This window comes from Trichococcus alkaliphilus, assembly GCF_003008695.1.
Taxonomy (GTDB): Bacteria; Bacillota; Bacilli; order Lactobacillales; family Aerococcaceae; genus Trichococcus; species Trichococcus alkaliphilus.
Window position 1 is genome coordinate 23,812 of record NZ_PXZT01000014.1, and the last position, 17,932, is coordinate 41,743.

The window sequence follows — 17,932 nt, forward strand, 5'->3', positions numbered from 1 at the left end:
ATTATAAATAAAGCACAGCATAGCGTCACTGATAACCTTAACTTTTTTCGTCTGTTCTCCATGTGTCTACCCTCTTTTTTTGACTGTCCTAATAAACATGTACCAGTTAAGTGCTATTCCCAACATTAATAGTATTCCTCCAAAAATGTAAGTATTCTTACTTACGTTCTCAAGGTAACCTAATAAGAAAATAAAAACTAAAGAAATGAGCACTATTCCAAACATCAAATTAACAAATATATAAAGTGATTTTTTCATACGTCATACCTCCAAATATTCAGTGTCACCTAAAATGGCACCTCTTGGATTATCTTAATGTTTCAATCAGGTCTTTTTTAGCAGCTGCTGAAGCAGGCATGACAGAAAAAATTAAACCGATTCCAGTTGATACACTTATGGCTAAAAAAACAGTTGAAAATTCAATCGAAATTGGAATATCAATGATAGATCCAATGATATACGCCAAACTGATGCCTACAATATAGCCCACAATCCCTCCAAATAAGGTCAGTGTGACGCCCTCCAAAAGAAATTGCATCCGAATGGAATTTTGGGTCGCTCCCAGCGCACGTCGAATCCCAATCTCCTTTGTCCTTTCTGAGACAGAAATGTACATCATATTCATTACACCTACACCTGCAATAAATAGTGATATTCCGGCAACTGCTGAAATAAATACGGTGATTGTGCGGAGGATTTTACTGATCCCGTCAGTTAATAACGCGGTGTCGAATACTTGATACTCACCAAAGGCCTTCATTGCGCCCTTTTCCTCGAGTTGTTCAATCACATCCGTTGTCACGGAACTAGGCGTGGTTCCCTTTTCCAACGTCACTGTTAAGGAAGATTTTTCAGCAGTGTCATTGTAATAGTGCAGATATGTTTTTTTGGGAATTTGAATGTTGCTTTCCGGCATAGAAAACATGCTTGCTGACTCCGAACCTTGATAAATCCCGATTATTTTAAACAACTGGCCATCTAATTCAATGCCACGATCCAATGCGTTTTCAGCACTTCCATACATCTCTTTTGCGGTAACGGAATCTATCATAGCTACTTTATCCAGTGTTTCGTTTTCATACGCGGTCAGCTGGCGTCCGATAATGGGATCATTACCCAGATCATTTATTAAAGAAACCTGCTTATTTTGTTTTTTCCCCTTGATGTAAATGCCTTTATAGATGTTCGAATAATCTGGGTCAGGGTAATTTGCAGATTTCACTCCCGCAACTTGCTTTACGGTTGCAATGTCTACATCTGTGAAATAATCCAAACTACCAGAGTTCAGACTATCATTACTTGGCGCATAATTTACTTGTATGGTTACTTCATCAGATTCACCATTCGTTAAACTCTTTAACGTTTCTTTCTCAAATCCGTGCCCGATTGATAAAATAGTGATGACTGAGGCGATCCCAATAACGATGCCAAATATGGTCAACAGGCTTCGTTTTCTGTTTTTTAAGATTGCTTTAGTAGCTGTTCGCCAATTAACGTATACATTCATGGGCGTAACGCCTTATCTTCAATAATCTCACCATCGCGAATACTTATTAATCTTGAACAATAAGGGACCATATCAGGGTTATGTGTAACGAGAATAATCGTAACCTGGTCTTGGATATTCAAATCCACAAACAACTTCATAATTTCCTCGGAAGTATGTGAATCTAATGCCCCTGTCGGTTCATCCGCGATGAGGAATTTAGGTTGGTTGATCAACGCTCTGGCAATTGCCACTCGCTGTTGTTGACCACCAGATAATTGTTTCAGGTGTTTATCCGCCTTATCGGAAAGACCCACTTTCTTCAAAACAGCCATTACCTTTTCTTTTGTTTGGTGAAATTTATAGCCATTATAAAGCAAAGGTAATTCAACGTTTTCAAAAACAGTATTATTTTCGATCAAGCTAAAATTTTGAAACACAAAACCTACAGTTTGATTACGAATTTTTGAGAGGATTTCATCCGAAGAAGTCAATAAAGCCTTTCCCTCGAATAAGTACTGTCCTTCGAATTGTTTATCGATGAATCCCAGTAAATTAAGTAATGTTGATTTGCCCGAACCGGACGGGCCCATAATGGCAATCATTTCACCTGGAGAAATCGCCAGATTGATATTTTTTAGGACATGCAGGCGTTCTTCGTCATTCTGATAGTATTTATTCACATTAACCAAACTGATCATCTAATTCACCATCACTTCTTGGCCGTCTTTTAAATCTTGGGATGGATTGGAAATGATTCGGTCCTTTTCTTTTAATCCCTCTGTAACAACAAAAACACCCTCTCTATTTTCTGCCAGGATGGCTTGTTTTTTGACAGTTCCTTTGGAGTAAACAAAAGCATACTGCTTCCCATCTTCGTTCAGGATCGCCTTTTCGGGTATACGCAGTTCATTAACGGGTACATTGATTTGACAACTATACCCATATTGCAAATTTTCTGATGGTTTTACTTCGAAGGAATAATTTGCCAAATTAGATTGTGCAGTTGCAGTCCCATCCGTTGCTGCAGACTCCGGCAATGGACTTATTTCTGTAATCGTACCTGCGATTTTTTTATTGCTGTTCAGCAATTGGATTTCCACAGCTTGATCTTTTGTTAAGTATCTATAATCATACTCGGAAACTAACGCTTTTATGATCGTGTCTTTACCCAAAATTCTAATAACGGGAACACTCGCATTTGTTTTCCCTTTCGGTTCAACGATGGCGGTCCCGTCAGTTGTCGCTGCTACATTTGTTGTAATTTTATTCTGGGCAAGTTCCATGTTTTGAGTGGACGTGGATAAATCCAAGTTCGCGGAATCCAGTGCCTGCTGCGCTTGTGAGATGACTTCTTCCTGAGAATAAATAGCTTCTTTATACTGATCCATTTTAGCTTGTTCTTCTTGGCGAATGGTTTGACCTTCCATTGAATCTTCATCAGCATTATTGAATGTATTGAATGCTTCATTCAAACTATTTTGAATGTTTTGTTTTTTTGCATACGTGTTGTCTAGATTTTCTTGCGCATTATTCACCGCTAAAGTCAGTTTATCGAGCGTTTGTTGCTGTTCCGTTATTTGATCTTGTACAGTTTCGTTTTGATAGACCAAAACCACCGTTTCTGCACTGATTTCTTGATTATTGGTTACTAATATGTCGGAAACCTCGCCCTTTGTCTGGTCAAAGTAGAATTCCTCTACATTTTGAGCCGCGACGGATCCATTAAAGATTAAATCATCGGCGTTTTTTATCGTTACCGCGTCATAGGAAGCCACTGCAGGTTCCTGCTGCTGTTTTTGATCGAAATAAAATGCAACGCCGATTGCTGAAATGGCGACTATACTCCATGCGGCACTGAAAATTATGCGCTTTTTTTTGGACAATGGTTTCATGTTAAATCCTTTTTTATTCGTTTGTTCAGCCTTTGCCTTGTCTCTCTTCATTTCTTACGCCTCTGTTTCGGCTTTAAATAGATAGATTATGGACAAAATCGCTGGTAGGGAAACAAGCGATTGTAGCCCAATACCTACGATAGAAATCATGCTGGCAAATTCGGTAAATCCTTGAATTTCTATTTTGGGAGTAAACAGCAAGGAATAAATAATCCCGGTTACTATCCAAAATATATGGAGGTAGTACGGCGTTTTTGCAGTTGAGATGCCTTCTTTTAGTTTTTTATGTGCAGAGATGAGCATGATCAGGATTGTAATCGAGATGATTACGCCGATAATGGCATAAGCTTTTGTTCCGATACTATTTGCTTGTTCATATAATTGCGTGGCTGAAGATCCGTAGACAGCTTCTGTGTAGAGCGCTTTGTCAGGATTTAAGACTCCCGCTAGCCCTATAATTGATGTGAGCAGCCCAAGAGCTTTTAAAACTAATAACACCATATTCCAATTTTTAACCTTTTTAAGGTAATTCTTTTTGTCTTTTGTCTTCATTTTAGATTGCACACCTTTTCATCAAGAATTTTTAATATTAATTGGTTAATAAAGAAAGGGTTATCAAAACCCAAACATTTACTCTATTTCTTTCGGATAATCAAATGAAAAAAAATGGATTTTTTATAAAAAGAGTGCTGAAGATTCTGGTCTAGAATCTTAGCACTAAAATACTGAGCTACCTTTCAAATCGCACTTCAATCCTTTAGGCAGTAACGTGCTCTTACTGATTCCGAGCATTTTTCTACCTTTTTGTAAGAAGGTTCTTCAACCTTGGATTCCTGATATAAATTTAGGGTGGAGCGCTGAAAGCTTGATAAATCAGTATTTACCTATTTAATCTCGTAATAAATCATTATGGAGATTTATTACGAGGCGGATAAAAAAGACCGTAGGTATGATTCTTTTCGTGCCACTTTATAATAATAATCCGAGAATGAAGGTTCAATTAGTTCATGGATAGATTAATTTGTTGCTGAGCGAATTTATTCGGATGGCCTTCCCGGACGCTGGATTTCTATTTAATAAGTTCGTTTCCCATCACAACCAATTCCCATTCGAAAACCGAAATTTTTTTGAAAATAAACCTTCCAGTCTGCTTGTTGCGAGTTATGTGTTTTCATTTCAAGAGCGTAGGTTTAATCTGATCATTTATGTCTTCAAATTTATTCCCTAATTTTCCATCGCCATGACATACCCTACATATTTTTATTCTGGGATTGCGACTTGGCTATTACCATTAATGTCTACAGCGGTGCATACAGCTCCTCCTTCGGTAGCGGTGGGTGTAGCGAAGGAGGAGCCAGCAGAAGGCGAGCGGCCCTCTCCAGTTAAACCTTATGTTGCATAGTATTCATCTGGATTGATATTTTGGAATTCATCTACTACTTGGTACCCATTAATCGTATAAGTGTATCTATAATAACTTGGAACGTGGGTAGTTGTGTTTGGATAAGTGATAACAGCCTCGAAGTTAGTTGCGCAACCTGCTTGTTGGATTGTTCATTCCATATAAGCCTGATCCTCATAACGGTTCAGCACACTGTCTTGTTGAGTAATATTATAGGCATTGACCACACCCACTATGGAGTCCGCAATGACATGTCCTTCATCGAGATTTGAGTTCTCTGTACCAGGAACTTTTGCTTCATCATAATAGCCTCCTTCAGAATTAACTGGTTCAGTGGTATTATCTCGCAATATAATTTCTACTGCGACAGCGTGTAGATGGACACAAGCCGATTGCGCCTCTTTAAGTATTACGAGAAAAATATAGCTAGATCGGTTAAAACATTGATATATATGCGTTTTCACATAGCTATATATAAGACACACAACTAGGTATAGCGAGTCTCGAAGTACTATCCAAACATTGATTTGATGGATTTTTTACTTGTTCCTAGTAATGTGTTGGCGGGAAAACAGGTTTAAGATAGCAGGTAATCTCATTCGTACAGGACGTAGACAACTGCTGAAACTCAGCTCCTACCAGTACACAAGGAACTATTCTATCAAGTCCTCAGAAATATCCAACAGCTCTTTTAGTAAATGGAATAACCCAAATTTAAAATCGACTTTCTATTCAAGGAACGAGTGCGCCAAAACATGGCTGAACAGTCATGTTTTACCTAAATAAGTTAGATTTCTCAACCTGTTGGAATCAGAAATCTAATAAAAATTATGGATTTCAGTAAAACTTATTGCAATAGATCATTTTTTTATAAGTATGAATTGTGCAGGGGTATAGTCGCGAGATAAAAACATCTGATGTTTTCCCAATTAAGTTTATGTGACAGCACTTAATTGGGAAACATAGCCTTAGTATGCGATTATTTAAATTGATTATTTTTGTAGAGGCCCGTAATAGTAACTATTAAAGTAAATATAACTCCTAAAATTGCATCGGCAGGAGAAAAAAAATACAGTAGAATAGTAATCAATAACCCTACTAATATCAAAAGTTTGAACATATTTAATGTTTTTTTATTCATAATTTTCCTCCTAATAATATGCTATTTAAAATAGAGTAAGCATTAATCAAAAAAATTAACACTGAAAAACAGAGTGAAAATAATGGTTTACTATCTTCTTGGAAAATAATAAAGTAAATAATAACACTTATTGTGATATAACCCATTAAATTTATTGTATTAATTAATGAAACAGTAGGATAGAGTGAAAAAATAAGTGTATAGATAATTAACGATATGTTTATTAAAAAAAATACTAAGTTATATACATTATATATTAATATTTTTTTTCGTTAATATTTCTCTCGAAGGGTAACGCTGCTTTTGTATATATATTTAAAAAAATATTAGTACAAAAAGAAGATAAGTATATAATACCTATACTGAAAATGCTAATAAATAGAACTAACATATTACGACTGATCTGTAATGTATCTAAAGCAAAAAAATAGCTCTGATTATCTAGATATCTAAATGTTATAATATTTTTTATCAACACTATAATAACCAAAAATAGAAAATATATATAGTGCGGAACATGTAGAATCCTTCTCATATATCCCACTTAGTTTCCTCCATTTATCAAATATAACGCAAGCCTGGTGGTAATTTGAGATTCTATAAAAGCTATATTAATTAAATACACATAATATTTAGCAAATAAAATTATGTGTTCTCTAATTCTATAACTTTCAATCATTTCAAATGCATTAACTTCGATATAAAAAAACAATATTATTTCAAAAAACCCATGAGGTAATATTAAAAACAAGTATTCACTATGAATTACTGATAATAATATCCCTAAATTAACACTATTAACGCCAGCTATTAAAAAAATCGCCCTTTTTTCTTTTAATATAGAACAAAAGATAATGACGATAAAAACGGTCGTGTTACTTTTTACAATATCTTTTAAAAAAATTTTATAGGAGCTGTCTGCAAAAGTAACATTCCTTGTAATATCAGTTTTAGTTAATAGAACTAAACCAACAATACCTCCTAAAATAATCATTAATAGATTCAAATATATCAATTTCTTTTTATCATTCATATTTCCCACCATGTAAAATAATAAGAATGATAATATAAGCTGAATGTACACAGGTCTATTATCATTCTTATTTTAGTTGATTAAGCGCTCCAAATACCCATTGCGAAAGTTATTGAACCAACCCACGCAGGCAGAGTAATTCCTGCAAAAAATGCAAATGCGCCTACCAGAGTACCTCCACCTGACATAAAGTCAACCATTTTTCTTATTGTAACAGGTGCTAAACTAACTCCAAATAAATCTGCTACATAGTAAATACTTAAACTGGAAATCGAGGTTAAGAAAAGAATACCCAAAAACAAAATAATAACTCTCTCAGTCTTATTCAGATTCATACCTTCTATTGCCTTAATCATTTTGTCACCTCCCTTCCTAAATAGGATACTTAATTTTATTAATAGCTTTCTTTTTTATGCAAAAAAGAATAATAAAAAAAATTATTCTTCAAAATAAAAATATACTTCTTCAACTACATCTCTTTTTAAACTATCTAAACCTAGCGCTTCCAATAATTTTAAAGCTTCTCCACAACATTCAAGCCAACCGCGTTTCTTTAATAACCTTAAAACAATTCCTTTTCTTGAGTAACATACAGCTAATTGCATAAACATTTTTTTATTTTTGCACTCTTCAATTAAAATATCTAAAGACTTATGAGCAATTAGTAGCTCTCTTTTTTTTATATATAGCAAAATTAAATTTGCTTGTATATTTAAGGATAATTCTTCAGCCTCTTTTAATTCGCTTTTTTTAAGACTATCTATAGCTTTTTCTGAAATATAAACTGCCGTTTCCAAGGGGAATATAAATAATATAGCATTTATTAAACATATTTCATTGTAGTACCATTTATCATGCTTTTTTAAATTTTCCCAAACGTTAATCCCATATTTACGAGCTAGAATAATGTTGTTCTTCTCATTAATAATAATTAACGCTTTTGAAATATTTATTAGATCTTCCAAAGCTATATTATCTATGCAGGCATTTAAAGCTAAAGCTTCCCTCAATATTTCTTTTAATTGCGTTGCGTTATTATACCGAATTTCTGAGAATTTTTTATATATTTTAAGTACTCTTTGCTCAGTTTTTATCATTTCTTGGAATTCATAGTAATTAATCTGCAATTTTTCTAATATATAAATTAATTTAGTTGATCCAATATCCGTTTCTCCTTTTTCAAATTTTGAATAAGATGATTGACTCATAATATTTTTACTAACATATTCTTGAGTAAAATTTTTATTAAGTCTAATTTCTTTTATTAATAGACCTATATGTGAATAATTCAATTTATCACCTTTTCATGTTTATTCGTTTTTGCATAAAAATATAGTTCTTTTTTTAGCTGTCTTATAATGATTATATTATTTATTCTAAAAGTAATGGAGGTGCCATATGTTTTGTTTTAATTTGCCAACAATATTAAATCACCTTTCACATTTTGAACAGTTTAGTAATCCTTTAAGGGCATTACTTTAATTGGGTAGTCAAAGGAACCTTGAAAATTGACGGCAAAAAAAAGCTATCCATACTGAGGTGCTTATCACTGTGATAACTAAAATAATGGCCTAAACGTACTTGAAAGCAAGAAATCTGTTGGATTACCTCGTAAGGACCCCGTATACCATTCTTGGAACAGTCCTACTTTATAACTGGCTTTGCCGTTTTCTACTTTCTTTAAGTGCGTCTACAAAGGAATCCGGATACTTACGCTGAGTTTGTCTGAGGGTGCGACGTTCACGTCACTTGATTTTCCCTTGCTGTGTTCAACAAAATACAATATTAATGGAATCGAAGAAAGAATTTATAACCGGGCTTGTGGATAAAAAATACGGATCGAAGCGCTGCCCATTTCCAAACAACAAACCAGCCTTCTTTTCCAACTGATCAGTCTAAGGCACTAGGTGCATTCTACCATCCTGAAAATCAATCTTCCCTTTCCCAAATGGGAAGATGTTTTTTTAGGATAATGCAGTGTAAGCAGCCATTCTTGATCGCTTGATCCATCATTCCAGAGTATTCCAGATTACCAGATACTCTTATCGCATGAAAAATTATAAACTGGAACGCGAAAAACGTTCCAAGAAAAAAAACACCAGACGAGTCTCGTTAACCGACCGGTGAATCCAACATCCGCTTTCCACTGAAAAACGACATTTTTGAAACCGGCGTTGACATTTTTGGAGCAGAATCTATTTTATTTTCAACAGGTGTATCAACTATTAGTTGGGGCAGTTTTTAGGATTCAGCCTGCAAATAATGCATATAAAAAAGAGATTATAGAAATTATTTAAGGTGGTGAGAAGTAGAAATGAAAAAGTTACTAAATAACAGTATTTTCTTTGGAATTAATATTTTACTTTTACTAGTTTCATTAATATATTTATTTACAAAGTAGAGTTATAATTGTTTGGAAAACGGTATTCTCGTAAATGCTTTGATTACAGTATAGTATAAAGGCAATGAAGGTAATCTTTTAACTTAAAATATTCAAATAACTGACATGAACAATCGAACCGTCAATTAGGAGCCACTTTATTATTTTAAAGTGGCTCCTTTTCATTATGGATTAAATGTTTGTCTCTCAGGCTTTGCTATGGCTTATTCGGAGTGTCTCGCTTTCCTGTTTTTGAAGAGATAGCTGGAATAATTGGGATCGTTGTAACCGATGTCTATTGCCATAGCAGACAACTTGTCTTTGAATACAGCATTTAATATGGTTCTTTTCGGAGATAGTTGAAAGAAACTTTTGCTTGGCGGATATCAAAATGAGTGTGAGGGATCTACTACTCGTTAGTTGGTAGCGAGTTGTGAGCGTAATAAATCATCAATATGATCGTTTATGATAATCAAACGATTTTTCAGCAACTGTTCTTTTTTAGTCAATGCCAAATTCCCGCCCTAATTCTGGAATAATTTAACTTCCAAATCAGTTTCGAGATATTGAATATGCTGCGTATGTCTTTTGTCTTCATTTTAGATTGCTCACCTTTTCATGGAGAATTTTTATTATCAGTTAAACTTTATAAAATTGGTTAAAAAGTTCGTTCTCTATATTTCCCTCAACTTTAACTTCAATCTCGAAATCTTTTTAACAAGGTTAAAAAGACTGATTAATAGCAACAGTAAAAGTAAAATTGAAGGTGTTGCAATGATACTATATATAAAGAATGCCACTAATATAAAGTCGGTAAATATAAAAAATAAATCTTTTAGATACAGATGTATATTGTCGAAAAGATGTTTAAACAATGTTTTCCCTCTCACATATCCAGATTAGCGTTACTAATAACCCTACTTCAGGCTGAATGGTAATATATTTGCAGAAAACCAAAATCTAATAGTTTATCGTTCATATATTTTACATATTCTGATATACTGATAAAGTCAAACGCTCCCATTACATCATGACAAAAGAATGGAACGCTATCAGACTGTTGGAAATCTAAAATTGTACTCTTTTCTGCCACGCCAGAAATTTCTTCAGCAAAACCATGTGCATCTATTCACAGAAAATTATAAAATCAAAAAAATCATAAATCCCCACATAGTAATGCCTCCTAAATAATATTGTTATAAGGAGTATATTTTTACATGGGTGATTAACGGAAAAATGACACGAACAAGAAACTTTTGTTGCAAAGATGAGACGTTTTATAGTGCTGATAAAAGGAGTTCTTATGGAAATTTATGAAGCAGTCGCAACTCTTAGAAAAGATAAGAATATAAAAATTGAAGAAGCGATTGGCAACAGTATGTCCAGAGCCAGCTTTAATCGTTATATTAACGGGAAAACTGATTTGTATACCTCGCATTTTTTGGAACTATTGGAAAAATTACATGTAAGCTTGGAAGAAATTGAATTTATGTGTAATGGGTACACAGATAACGTTGAAAAACAATTAATGAAAGAATTGAAGCATGCGTTTGAAGATCAGAATATTCATGAGCTTAATTTTATACTGCAGCATTGCCGGAACGAGTATGCCCTCGACAAAAATGTATTATATAGTCATTTGGCCTCACTGACAGAGGTCCTTCTGGCAAGGCTTGAACATAAAAATATCGATCTTAAAGAGAATGAATTGTATAAATACCTGGTCAAAACGGAAACATGGACGCGTTACGAACTTGTTATGTTCAATAATTCTATGTTCTATTTCGATGCCGAAGCTTTAAAACAAATATTGCCAAAAGCAATCAACAAATTAGCTTACTATAAAGAAATTAATCCTTATGCAAACGAAGGATTCAGGCTACTAATAAACGCCATCATTGCATTCATCAGTAAAAATGAAATTCATCAGGCGCTAATATATATTCGTATATTGGAAAAACATCCATTGAATGAAGATCAAGCTTATGAAGCTCTCTTACAGAAATTTTTGATTGGAGTTAAACTCATTTTGATTGATGACTCCAAAGGTAATGAAGTAGTTAAGGATTGTATTCAGGCTATGCAATTCTTAAATATGGAAAAGATGGCAACTATGTCTACTGGACTCATAGAACATATTTTGGAAAACAAACAAAAAAATCAGCCACAGTGATTAAACACTGCAGCTGATTTTTTATTATTTCAGATCAAAAAGAAAGGTGGAGCCGTTCGCCGGAGTGCTTTCGACCGGCAAAAACGGTCAACAGCTCCGGCCAGGGTTTCATTCGCCGGAGGAAACCGGTAATAACTGGGCTCTTCTCCGATGCAGCTTCAGCTGGTCGGAAGACACCATCTGAATGTGGGGTCAACTCCGGCGAAGCCTCATTGGCCGGAGCTGGGCGGAGTTGGTCGGAGTTGGGCAACACCCAAAACTTCTCCGTGCAAAAACACCTCACCCCATCCAATGCTTCGCCCAAAAACTCATGACCGCAAGCAGCGCCATATATGCCAGGAAAACGAAATCGTTGCCGGAAAATCCGATCTCATAGTAATAAGTTCGCTTCACATTGCCGGAAAACCGTTTCGCTTCCATCGCCACGGCGATGCGATGCGCGCGCCGGATGCTCCCTGACAACAACGGGATGGTGTAGACTTTCATCTTGAAGAGGATACCCTGCAAGCCGTTCACCTTTTCGCTGCCGCGCACTTTGCGGGCATTGCGGATCGTTTCGAACTCCTCCGTCATGATCGGGATCAACCGCAGCGCGGCCATGAAGCTGTAGGCGTATTTCGGATTCAGCCGCAGCTGCTGCATCAACGAATAAAACAAGTTGACCGGCCGTGTCGTCAATGCGAAGGTCAAGCCCAAAACAGCGAATACACCTGCGCGTAGACCAATCAGCATACCCCGCAAAAAACTTTCCTCGGTGATGCGGATCAACCCCCATTTGAACCAAAGCGTGTCGCCTTTTCCGAACATAATCATGGCACTGGCAGTGGACACGAAAATGACGCAGAAAGGGATCAACAGCAACAAAATCCGCTTCAACGGCTGTCCCGTAAACAACAGGAACAGGACCAAAAGCCCGATGCCGATCGCCGCCATGCCCTCAAGGTTGCGGACAAACATAACAGCGATGCAAAGCAACAGCGACATGCCCAATTTCAGGCTGGGATTGACCCGGTGAAGCCAGGTCTCTTTGACTAATTCCCATTCCCTCATCCGCATATCCCCCCTTCTAATCGTAATTCAGCGGAGAATGCAGTCCGCATGTCCGTAGCCGATCCGGTGGTGTCCCGGATTTCGCCATCTGCAACACTCCAAAACGTTGTTCCGTAGTTCCGGGAGAGTGTTTCATCGTGGGTCACCATCAGGATGACGGCGCCTTTTTTTCGGTAGCTCTCCAAAAACCCCAGCAAAGCAAAGGTGTTTTTGGAATCCAACCCGAAAGTCGGTTCATCCAAAAGGATCAGCCGCTGCCCTTGGATGATCGTCGCCGCTACGCTCAGGCGCCGCTTTTGCCCCATCGAAAGTTGGAAAGGATTTTTCTCTCGCTGTCCGCTCAACTGGAAAAGCTCCAGATATTCCTCCACAAGCTTCTTGATTTCCGGATTTCCCTTGCCGTCCATCCGGAGCGAATAGGCCATCTCTTCATGGACCGTATTCGCCACGAACTGGTACTCCGGATTCTGGAAAACGAAAGCCACCCTTTCGGCCAACTTTTTCACTTTTTTGATCGGTTTCCCCTCCAGCTCGTAGTCCCCGCTCGTTTTGATGAACTGCATGATGGCATGGAGGAAAGTGCTTTTTCCGGCTCCATTTTGGCCGCGGATGATGATCCATTCACCCGGATAGGCTGCCAGCCTTTCTCCACGGATTTTTGTATCCCCATTGCGGAATCCTTTGAAATCGCGCAGTTCCAGCAGCGGACTTTGCAGCCTAAAGGACTTCTGCTCCCGTTGCAGCGGCGATTCCGCCAGATGTTGGTCCCATACCCCCGGAAACCAGATGCCCTGCTCCTTCATTTCGTCCTTGTAGGCCGAGAAGATTTCTTCGTTCGGTCCATCGGCGATGATGCGGCCGGATGCATCGAACAATACAAGCCGTTCGGCGAATGCCAGCACATGATCGATTTTGTGTTCCACAATGACGACCGTTTTGTCCCTGCAGACTTGCTTCAGGACTTCCCAGATCGTTTCCGTCCCTTCCGGATCCAGCATCGCGGAAGGCTCATCCAAAAAAAGCACCTCCGGATCCAAGGCCAATACCGAGGCAATCGCCAGCCGCTGCTTCATCCCGCCGGAGAGGCTCGCGATGGGGATGTGGCTGTCAGCCAATTCCAAGCCCACCTGCCGGAGCGCGAAGTCTATTTTGGCAGCCATCTCCTCACGCGGAACAGACAGATTTTCGAGCACAAAAGCGAGTTCTTCATCGACGTACGGCATGCAGAACTGACTGTCCGGGTCCTGGAAAACATAGCCCCAGGAAGCCGGCGTCACGAGCTTTTCGGCCTTCATCGGCACTTCGATTGATTGCGGAATCAGCCCGCTCAACACCTGCAGAAGCGTGGATTTGCCGCAGCCTGACGGGCCCAAAAGTAGCACTTTTTCACCGGCTGCGACCGAAAAGGACAGGTCCCTGAACAACAAATCGGCGTCGCCGGGAAATTTCAACTTCAGCTTTTCCACATACGCTTGCTGCGCCATTTCCGCCATCCTCCTTAATCCATATCTGTGAAATCTTCACTCGTCAGCGGGCGGACAAGGTTCGTCACGCCGGTATCCTCCAGGACTTCCGCCAAGTAATAAGCCAGCACGCCGGCAAAGAAAATCGAGCCCGCGAATCGGGCAAGCAAGTAAAGCGCCAAGTTCCAAGGAGCCAGCTCAGCGATCTGCCCGTTCAAAGCATCCACCAAAAGCGAACCCACACAAGATGCCGAAGCTGCCAAAGCTGCAACCTTCAGGTCAAAACGTTTGTAGCGGAAAGCCATGAACACCAATTCCGCAAACAACCCTTGCACCACGCCGGAAAGCAAGACGGTCAGACCCCAAGGCGAACCCAAAAGGAATTCGCCTGAAGCTGCAGCGATTTCTGCCAATAGCGCCACACCCGGCTTGCGGATGATGAAATAGGCGACTGTGCCGGCGATGAACCACATGCCGTACAACAACTGATCAAGATGCAGACCCAACGGCTGCACCGCATAATAGACCGTTCCCCATAGGATGTAGACGATCCCGAAAGCGATGGCGATGACGATTGTCACCAAAATATCTGTAAGCTTCAACTCTTTTTTCATTTTGTTCTGTCTCCTCTTTGTGTTTGATTTTGCCTCTTATTGCTCCAACGGTACCGGCCACGTTTCCATGCGATAGGCCATTTCCCAAAATGCGTATTCGTACTGGCTGCTGATGATGAAATGCTCTTTCATCCTTTCGCGGTCGGCTTCACTCACGGCGGCGGCAATCTTATCCAGATGCTCAATCTGCTCATCCACCCGGTCCTGAAAATCTTTCCCGCCATAAGTAGCGATCCATTCCTGATAAATCGGTTCTTCCGGTGCTGCATCAATGAAGGCGTCGCCGATTTCGGCATAAAGCCAATAGCAAGGCAATACAGCGGCGATGACATCCCCCAAATGCCCCGCGTGCCCGGCGCGATAAAGATGGGAAGTGTAGGCGTATGTTGTGGGCGCGGGCTTGAAAAGCTCTTTTTCTTCCGCGGTGATGCCCAGCCTTTTCGAAAATTGTTCATGCAGGCCGATTTCGGCGCTGTACGTATGCTTCGCGAAGTCGGCGAACTGGTTGGTCGTCGCGATATCCGGTGCTTTGGCCGCGCCGAGTGCCAAAATTTTAGCGAAGCGCGTCAGGTAATAGGAATCCTGCTGGATGTAAAAACGGAAATTCTCCAACGGCAAGGTGCCGTCCCCGATGCCTTTCACAAACGGATGCTCCATGCTGGCCGCCCAAATCGGTTCGACCGCTTGGCGGATTTGTGCTGAAAATGTCATTGCTTTCCCTCCATATGCTGCGAGCAATCCGCCAGGGTCCCGACTCATCCGAACGGCCGCTCTTGATTTTTGCAAACAAAAAAACCACTCTCTTCCCAACGGAAAAAAGTGGTTGTAGGTTCCTTATGCAATAGGGACTTCCTTAGCCAAAAGAGGCTGCCACTTCCCTACGCTGGTACAAACCAGATCAGGTTCTAAGGGTCTCGAAGTCCTACTTCGATCTCAGCTTTTTGGCGGACAGTCATCGCCGGTAAAGCACCCCTAGTGGTAAAAAAGAATATTCAGTTCGTTTGCTGTTGTTCCTATCGTATCATAATTTCCTCTGAAGTCAACTCGCTCTTAGACCAAATCGCCTTTTATCAGTTACCCCACCACCAAACAGAAAAGACTGTCCCGATGGGGCAGTCTTTTCTGTGAGTGAAATCCACATGATCAAGTTCAGTGAGTTATGCTCCGTATTTTCCAAACAACGCTTGTCCATCCGCTTCAAAAACCTGCAATGCCTGCAATGCCAAATCCTTGTTCAGCATACTGTTCAGGACATCCGGAGGGATCGTGGCAGTATGGGCGCCCGCCTCCAAAGAATCGATGACTTGTTGGGAATTTTTGAAGCTCGCTGCCATGATTTTGGTCTTGTAGCCTCTAGCATCGATGAAAGTCCGCATCGAACGGATCGCCTTGTAGGGATCGATGGCATTGTTCAGCATCCTGTTCACATAAGGTGCCAGGTAGTCGCATCCGGCTGCAGCAGCCAGGATCCCCTGGTACGCAGAGTAAATCAGCGTACCCAGGATCGCTCTCTCCGGATCGTCCTTTTTCACTTTGTTGATTGTTTCCAATCCTGCTTGTGTAACGGGAATCTTTATCGAAAGTCGGTGATTTGCATCAAATGTCTTTATTGCTTCATAATCGGCAAACATTTCTTCAGAAGTCGTACCCAGCAATTGCACAAAAAGTTCCGTCGGCTCCAAAGCCAATAAATCTTGTAATTGTTTGAAGCGACTGCCGGAACCGGTCGACAAAATCGTCGGGTTGGTGGTGACTCCTTTCAAAAATCCGCTTTTCCAAAAACTTCCGATAGCTTTGATGTCGTTAGAATCTATGTACATAAGCTACTACCCCACAGTTTCAGTGATTTTGATGATGGTGCCTTCCGCGATTTCGTTCACTGCTTTGTTCTCAACATACAGCGAGCCTGCCAATTCAGCGACTGTTTCTCCGCTGAAATTGATGGTGATGTGACCCAGATCCCTGAGGTTTTTGTTGACCACATTACCCACTGCTGTGACGCGATAACTATCAGCGCCGATAACCAACGCGTGTCCTAGTTGAATATCCTGCTCCAGTGCATTTTGTTCGATCAGGAAGCAATAAGGTCTCAATGCTTCCGGAGCATCGTCTCCGAACAATACCATCATATCCTCAGCTAAAAACTCCTTAGCATTAGGTCCGATTTCTGTGACTACCGTTGAATAAATTGACATTTTTCTTCACCTTTTCCGATTATTAGTTTTTAACCAATGGCTGAACGAATCCGTTCAGCCTTTCTTATTTTTCTTAATACAATCCGAAGCTTGCTAACCAAGCGACGAATACGCGGGGCACACCGTTCAGGAATCGAGAATAGAGAACGGATGGTACGCCGACTTCTACTGTTTTGGACTCTGCTTCCTGCAAGCCTAACCCGACTGGAATGAAATCGCAAGCATTTTGTGTGTTGATGGCAAACAAAGCCGGTAAAGCTAAGCTTGGCTCGATATTGCCTTTGCCGATTTCAACACCGATCAATGTTCCGATAACTTGCGCGATTACAGCACCAGGTCCCAATAGCGGTGAAAGGATAGGCAAGGAGCAGATGAAGCCGATGACCATCAAGCCCCAGACATTTCCTGCCAACGGAATCATCAGTTTAGCGAACATATTACCGATTCCGCTGCCCTGGATGATACCGATCAGCATCGCTACAAAGGCCATGAACGGGATGATTGTCTGCAAGACTGTCTGCACCGCTTCACGGGCTGATTGCAGCATGATCGCGATCCCTTTACCTGCAGCCAAACCGACTTTTGCTACTATGCTGCCTTTTTCTGCGTTTTGTTGCGTCAATTTTTTGTCTGTAGTGTAAGCGACTTTCTCTTCTACTACTGGCTCTGCAACTGCTGTGCTGACTGTCTCAATATTTGCTGTTTCGCCAGTGACTTGGATCTGATTCAAGCCAACATTTGAAACGTAAATGTCTTCATTAATGTATTTAGCCAAAGGACCTGATTTGCCGGTGGCAACGACGTTGATCGTCGGGATGCCTTTTTGAGGATAGATGCCGCATCTCAATGTTCCGCCGCAGTCGATGATAGCCAAAGCTGTTTCATCATCCGGAATGGATGTTTTGAATCCATTTACGGCTTCCATCCCTGTAAGTTCAGCGATTCTGTCGACGATGGCAGGTTTTTCTCCGCCGCCTACGATGTAGATGAATTTATGTTTTTGCTCTGTTGGTGTGATGATCAGTGGTCCGCCCCAGCCGCCGGAACCTTTTTCGACTTTGATGCTGTTATATTTTGTCATAATGAATACCCCTCTCGTT

The 17,932-nt window shown here is 39.9% G+C and carries 17 protein-coding genes and 1 riboswitch; of the genes, 1 reads left to right on the forward strand and 16 read right to left on the reverse strand.

The window, feature by feature from the left end:
* Positions 1–307: 307 nt before the first annotated feature.
* The 9 genes from C7R73_RS10980 to C7R73_RS11020 all read right to left on the reverse strand — a co-directional run bounded on the left by C7R73_RS10980 (position 308) and on the right by C7R73_RS11020 (position 8,249).
* Positions 308–1,507: an ABC transporter permease gene (locus C7R73_RS10980; protein ID WP_106450550.1), complete on the reverse strand. Its 1,200-nt coding sequence runs from the start codon at positions 1,505–1,507 to the stop codon at positions 308–310.
* Positions 1,504–2,187 carry an ABC transporter ATP-binding protein gene (locus tag C7R73_RS10985; RefSeq protein WP_106450551.1) on the reverse strand — a complete coding sequence of 228 codons (684 nt, stop codon included), beginning with the start codon at positions 2,185–2,187 and terminating at the stop codon, positions 1,504–1,506. The genes C7R73_RS10980 and C7R73_RS10985 overlap by 4 nt, the downstream gene beginning before the upstream one ends.
* Positions 2,188–3,432, reverse strand: a complete 1,245-nt coding sequence (locus C7R73_RS10990) for an efflux RND transporter periplasmic adaptor subunit (protein ID WP_106450552.1) — start codon at positions 3,430–3,432, stop codon at positions 2,188–2,190.
* Positions 3,433–3,435: 3 nt separating this feature from the next.
* Positions 3,436–3,933 carry a hypothetical protein gene (locus tag C7R73_RS10995; protein ID WP_106450553.1) on the reverse strand — a complete coding sequence of 166 codons (498 nt, stop codon included), beginning with the start codon at positions 3,931–3,933 and terminating at the stop codon, positions 3,436–3,438.
* Between the two features lie 1,002 nt (positions 3,934–4,935).
* Positions 4,936–5,133, reverse strand: a complete 198-nt coding sequence (locus tag C7R73_RS13850; RefSeq protein WP_239992629.1) for a hypothetical protein — start codon at positions 5,131–5,133, stop codon at positions 4,936–4,938.
* 629 nt (positions 5,134–5,762) lie between these two features.
* Entirely contained in the window at positions 5,763–5,924 is a 162-nt protein-coding gene (locus C7R73_RS13750) for a hypothetical protein (protein WP_161525931.1), read from the reverse strand.
* 544 nt (positions 5,925–6,468) lie between these two features.
* The gene (locus tag C7R73_RS11010; protein WP_106450555.1) at positions 6,469–6,957 is read right to left on the reverse strand and encodes a hypothetical protein; all 489 of its coding nucleotides are present in this window, start codon (positions 6,955–6,957) and stop codon (positions 6,469–6,471) included.
* Between the two features lie 80 nt (positions 6,958–7,037).
* Entirely contained in the window at positions 7,038–7,313 is a 276-nt protein-coding gene (locus tag C7R73_RS11015; RefSeq protein ID WP_106450556.1) for a class IIc cyclic bacteriocin, read from the reverse strand.
* Positions 7,314–7,394: 81 nt separating this feature from the next.
* Positions 7,395–8,249: a helix-turn-helix domain-containing protein gene (locus tag C7R73_RS11020; RefSeq protein WP_106450557.1), complete on the reverse strand. Its 855-nt coding sequence runs from the start codon at positions 8,247–8,249 to the stop codon at positions 7,395–7,397.
* Positions 8,250–10,640: 2,391 nt separating this feature from the next.
* Between C7R73_RS11020 and C7R73_RS11030 the strand changes: the two genes are divergently transcribed.
* Complete coding sequence (locus C7R73_RS11030) at positions 10,641–11,510, forward strand: Rgg/GadR/MutR family transcriptional regulator (RefSeq protein WP_161525932.1); 870 nt, start codon at positions 10,641–10,643, stop codon at positions 11,508–11,510.
* 279 nt (positions 11,511–11,789) lie between these two features.
* Here C7R73_RS11030 and C7R73_RS11035 read toward each other — a convergent pair whose 3' ends face one another.
* The 7 genes from C7R73_RS11035 to srlE all read right to left on the reverse strand — a co-directional run bounded on the left by C7R73_RS11035 (position 11,790) and on the right by srlE (position 17,913).
* Entirely contained in the window at positions 11,790–12,560 is a 771-nt protein-coding gene (locus C7R73_RS11035; protein ID WP_106450560.1) for an energy-coupling factor transporter transmembrane component T family protein, read from the reverse strand.
* Positions 12,557–14,044, reverse strand: a complete 1,488-nt coding sequence (locus tag C7R73_RS11040; protein ID WP_106450561.1) for an ABC transporter ATP-binding protein — start codon at positions 14,042–14,044, stop codon at positions 12,557–12,559. The genes C7R73_RS11035 and C7R73_RS11040 overlap by 4 nt, the downstream gene beginning before the upstream one ends.
* Before the next feature lie 14 nt (positions 14,045–14,058).
* Positions 14,059–14,637: an ECF transporter S component gene (locus C7R73_RS11045; RefSeq protein WP_086630042.1), complete on the reverse strand. Its 579-nt coding sequence runs from the start codon at positions 14,635–14,637 to the stop codon at positions 14,059–14,061.
* Positions 14,638–14,673: 36 nt separating this feature from the next.
* Positions 14,674–15,348, reverse strand: coding sequence for a thiaminase II (gene tenA / locus C7R73_RS11050; RefSeq protein ID WP_106450562.1), 675 nt, complete (start codon positions 15,346–15,348; stop codon positions 14,674–14,676).
* Positions 15,349–15,495: 147 nt separating this feature from the next.
* Positions 15,496–15,621, reverse strand: a riboswitch (TPP riboswitch).
* Positions 15,622–15,794: 173 nt separating this feature from the next.
* Positions 15,795–16,457: a transaldolase family protein gene (locus C7R73_RS11055; protein ID WP_106450563.1), complete on the reverse strand. Its 663-nt coding sequence runs from the start codon at positions 16,455–16,457 to the stop codon at positions 15,795–15,797.
* 6 nt (positions 16,458–16,463) lie between these two features.
* Positions 16,464–16,832 carry a PTS glucitol/sorbitol transporter subunit IIA gene (locus tag C7R73_RS11060; RefSeq protein WP_106450564.1) on the reverse strand — a complete coding sequence of 123 codons (369 nt, stop codon included), beginning with the start codon at positions 16,830–16,832 and terminating at the stop codon, positions 16,464–16,466.
* Positions 16,833–16,905: 73 nt separating this feature from the next.
* Positions 16,906–17,913 carry a PTS glucitol/sorbitol transporter subunit IIB gene (srlE, locus tag C7R73_RS11065; RefSeq protein WP_106450565.1) on the reverse strand — a complete coding sequence of 336 codons (1,008 nt, stop codon included), beginning with the start codon at positions 17,911–17,913 and terminating at the stop codon, positions 16,906–16,908.
* Positions 17,914–17,932: the final 19 nt, after the last annotated feature.

Bases quoted from the DNA above. Each gene is read 5' to 3' on its own strand.
- C7R73_RS10980 (WP_106450550.1), bottom strand. From the start codon at position 1,507: ATGAATGTATACGTTAATTGGCGAACAGCTACTAAAGCAATCTTAAAA.
- C7R73_RS10985 (WP_106450551.1), bottom strand. From the start codon at position 2,187: ATGATCAGTTTGGTTAATGTGAATAAATACTATCAGAATGACGAAGAA.
- C7R73_RS10990 (WP_106450552.1), bottom strand. From the start codon at position 3,432: ATGAAGAGAGACAAGGCAAAGGCTGAACAAACGAATAAAAAAGGATTT.
- C7R73_RS10995 (WP_106450553.1), bottom strand. From the start codon at position 3,933: ATGAAGACAAAAGACAAAAAGAATTACCTTAAAAAGGTTAAAAATTGG.
- C7R73_RS13750 (WP_161525931.1), bottom strand. From the start codon at position 5,924: ATGAATAAAAAAACATTAAATATGTTCAAACTTTTGATATTAGTAGGG.
- C7R73_RS11010 (WP_106450555.1), bottom strand. From the start codon at position 6,957: ATGAATGATAAAAAGAAATTGATATATTTGAATCTATTAATGATTATT.
- C7R73_RS11015 (WP_106450556.1), bottom strand. From the start codon at position 7,313: ATGATTAAGGCAATAGAAGGTATGAATCTGAATAAGACTGAGAGAGTT.
- C7R73_RS11030 (WP_161525932.1), top strand. From the start codon at position 10,641: ATGGAAATTTATGAAGCAGTCGCAACTCTTAGAAAAGATAAGAATATA.
- C7R73_RS11035 (WP_106450560.1), bottom strand. From the start codon at position 12,560: ATGAGGGAATGGGAATTAGTCAAAGAGACCTGGCTTCACCGGGTCAAT.
- C7R73_RS11040 (WP_106450561.1), bottom strand. From the start codon at position 14,044: ATGGCGCAGCAAGCGTATGTGGAAAAGCTGAAGTTGAAATTTCCCGGC.
- C7R73_RS11045 (WP_086630042.1), bottom strand. From the start codon at position 14,637: ATGAAAAAAGAGTTGAAGCTTACAGATATTTTGGTGACAATCGTCATC.
- tenA (WP_106450562.1), bottom strand. From the start codon at position 15,348: ATGACATTTTCAGCACAAATCCGCCAAGCGGTCGAACCGATTTGGGCG.
- C7R73_RS11055 (WP_106450563.1), bottom strand. From the start codon at position 16,457: ATGTACATAGATTCTAACGACATCAAAGCTATCGGAAGTTTTTGGAAA.
- C7R73_RS11060 (WP_106450564.1), bottom strand. From the start codon at position 16,832: ATGTCAATTTATTCAACGGTAGTCACAGAAATCGGACCTAATGCTAAG.
- srlE (WP_106450565.1), bottom strand. From the start codon at position 17,913: ATGACAAAATATAACAGCATCAAAGTCGAAAAAGGTTCCGGCGGCTGG.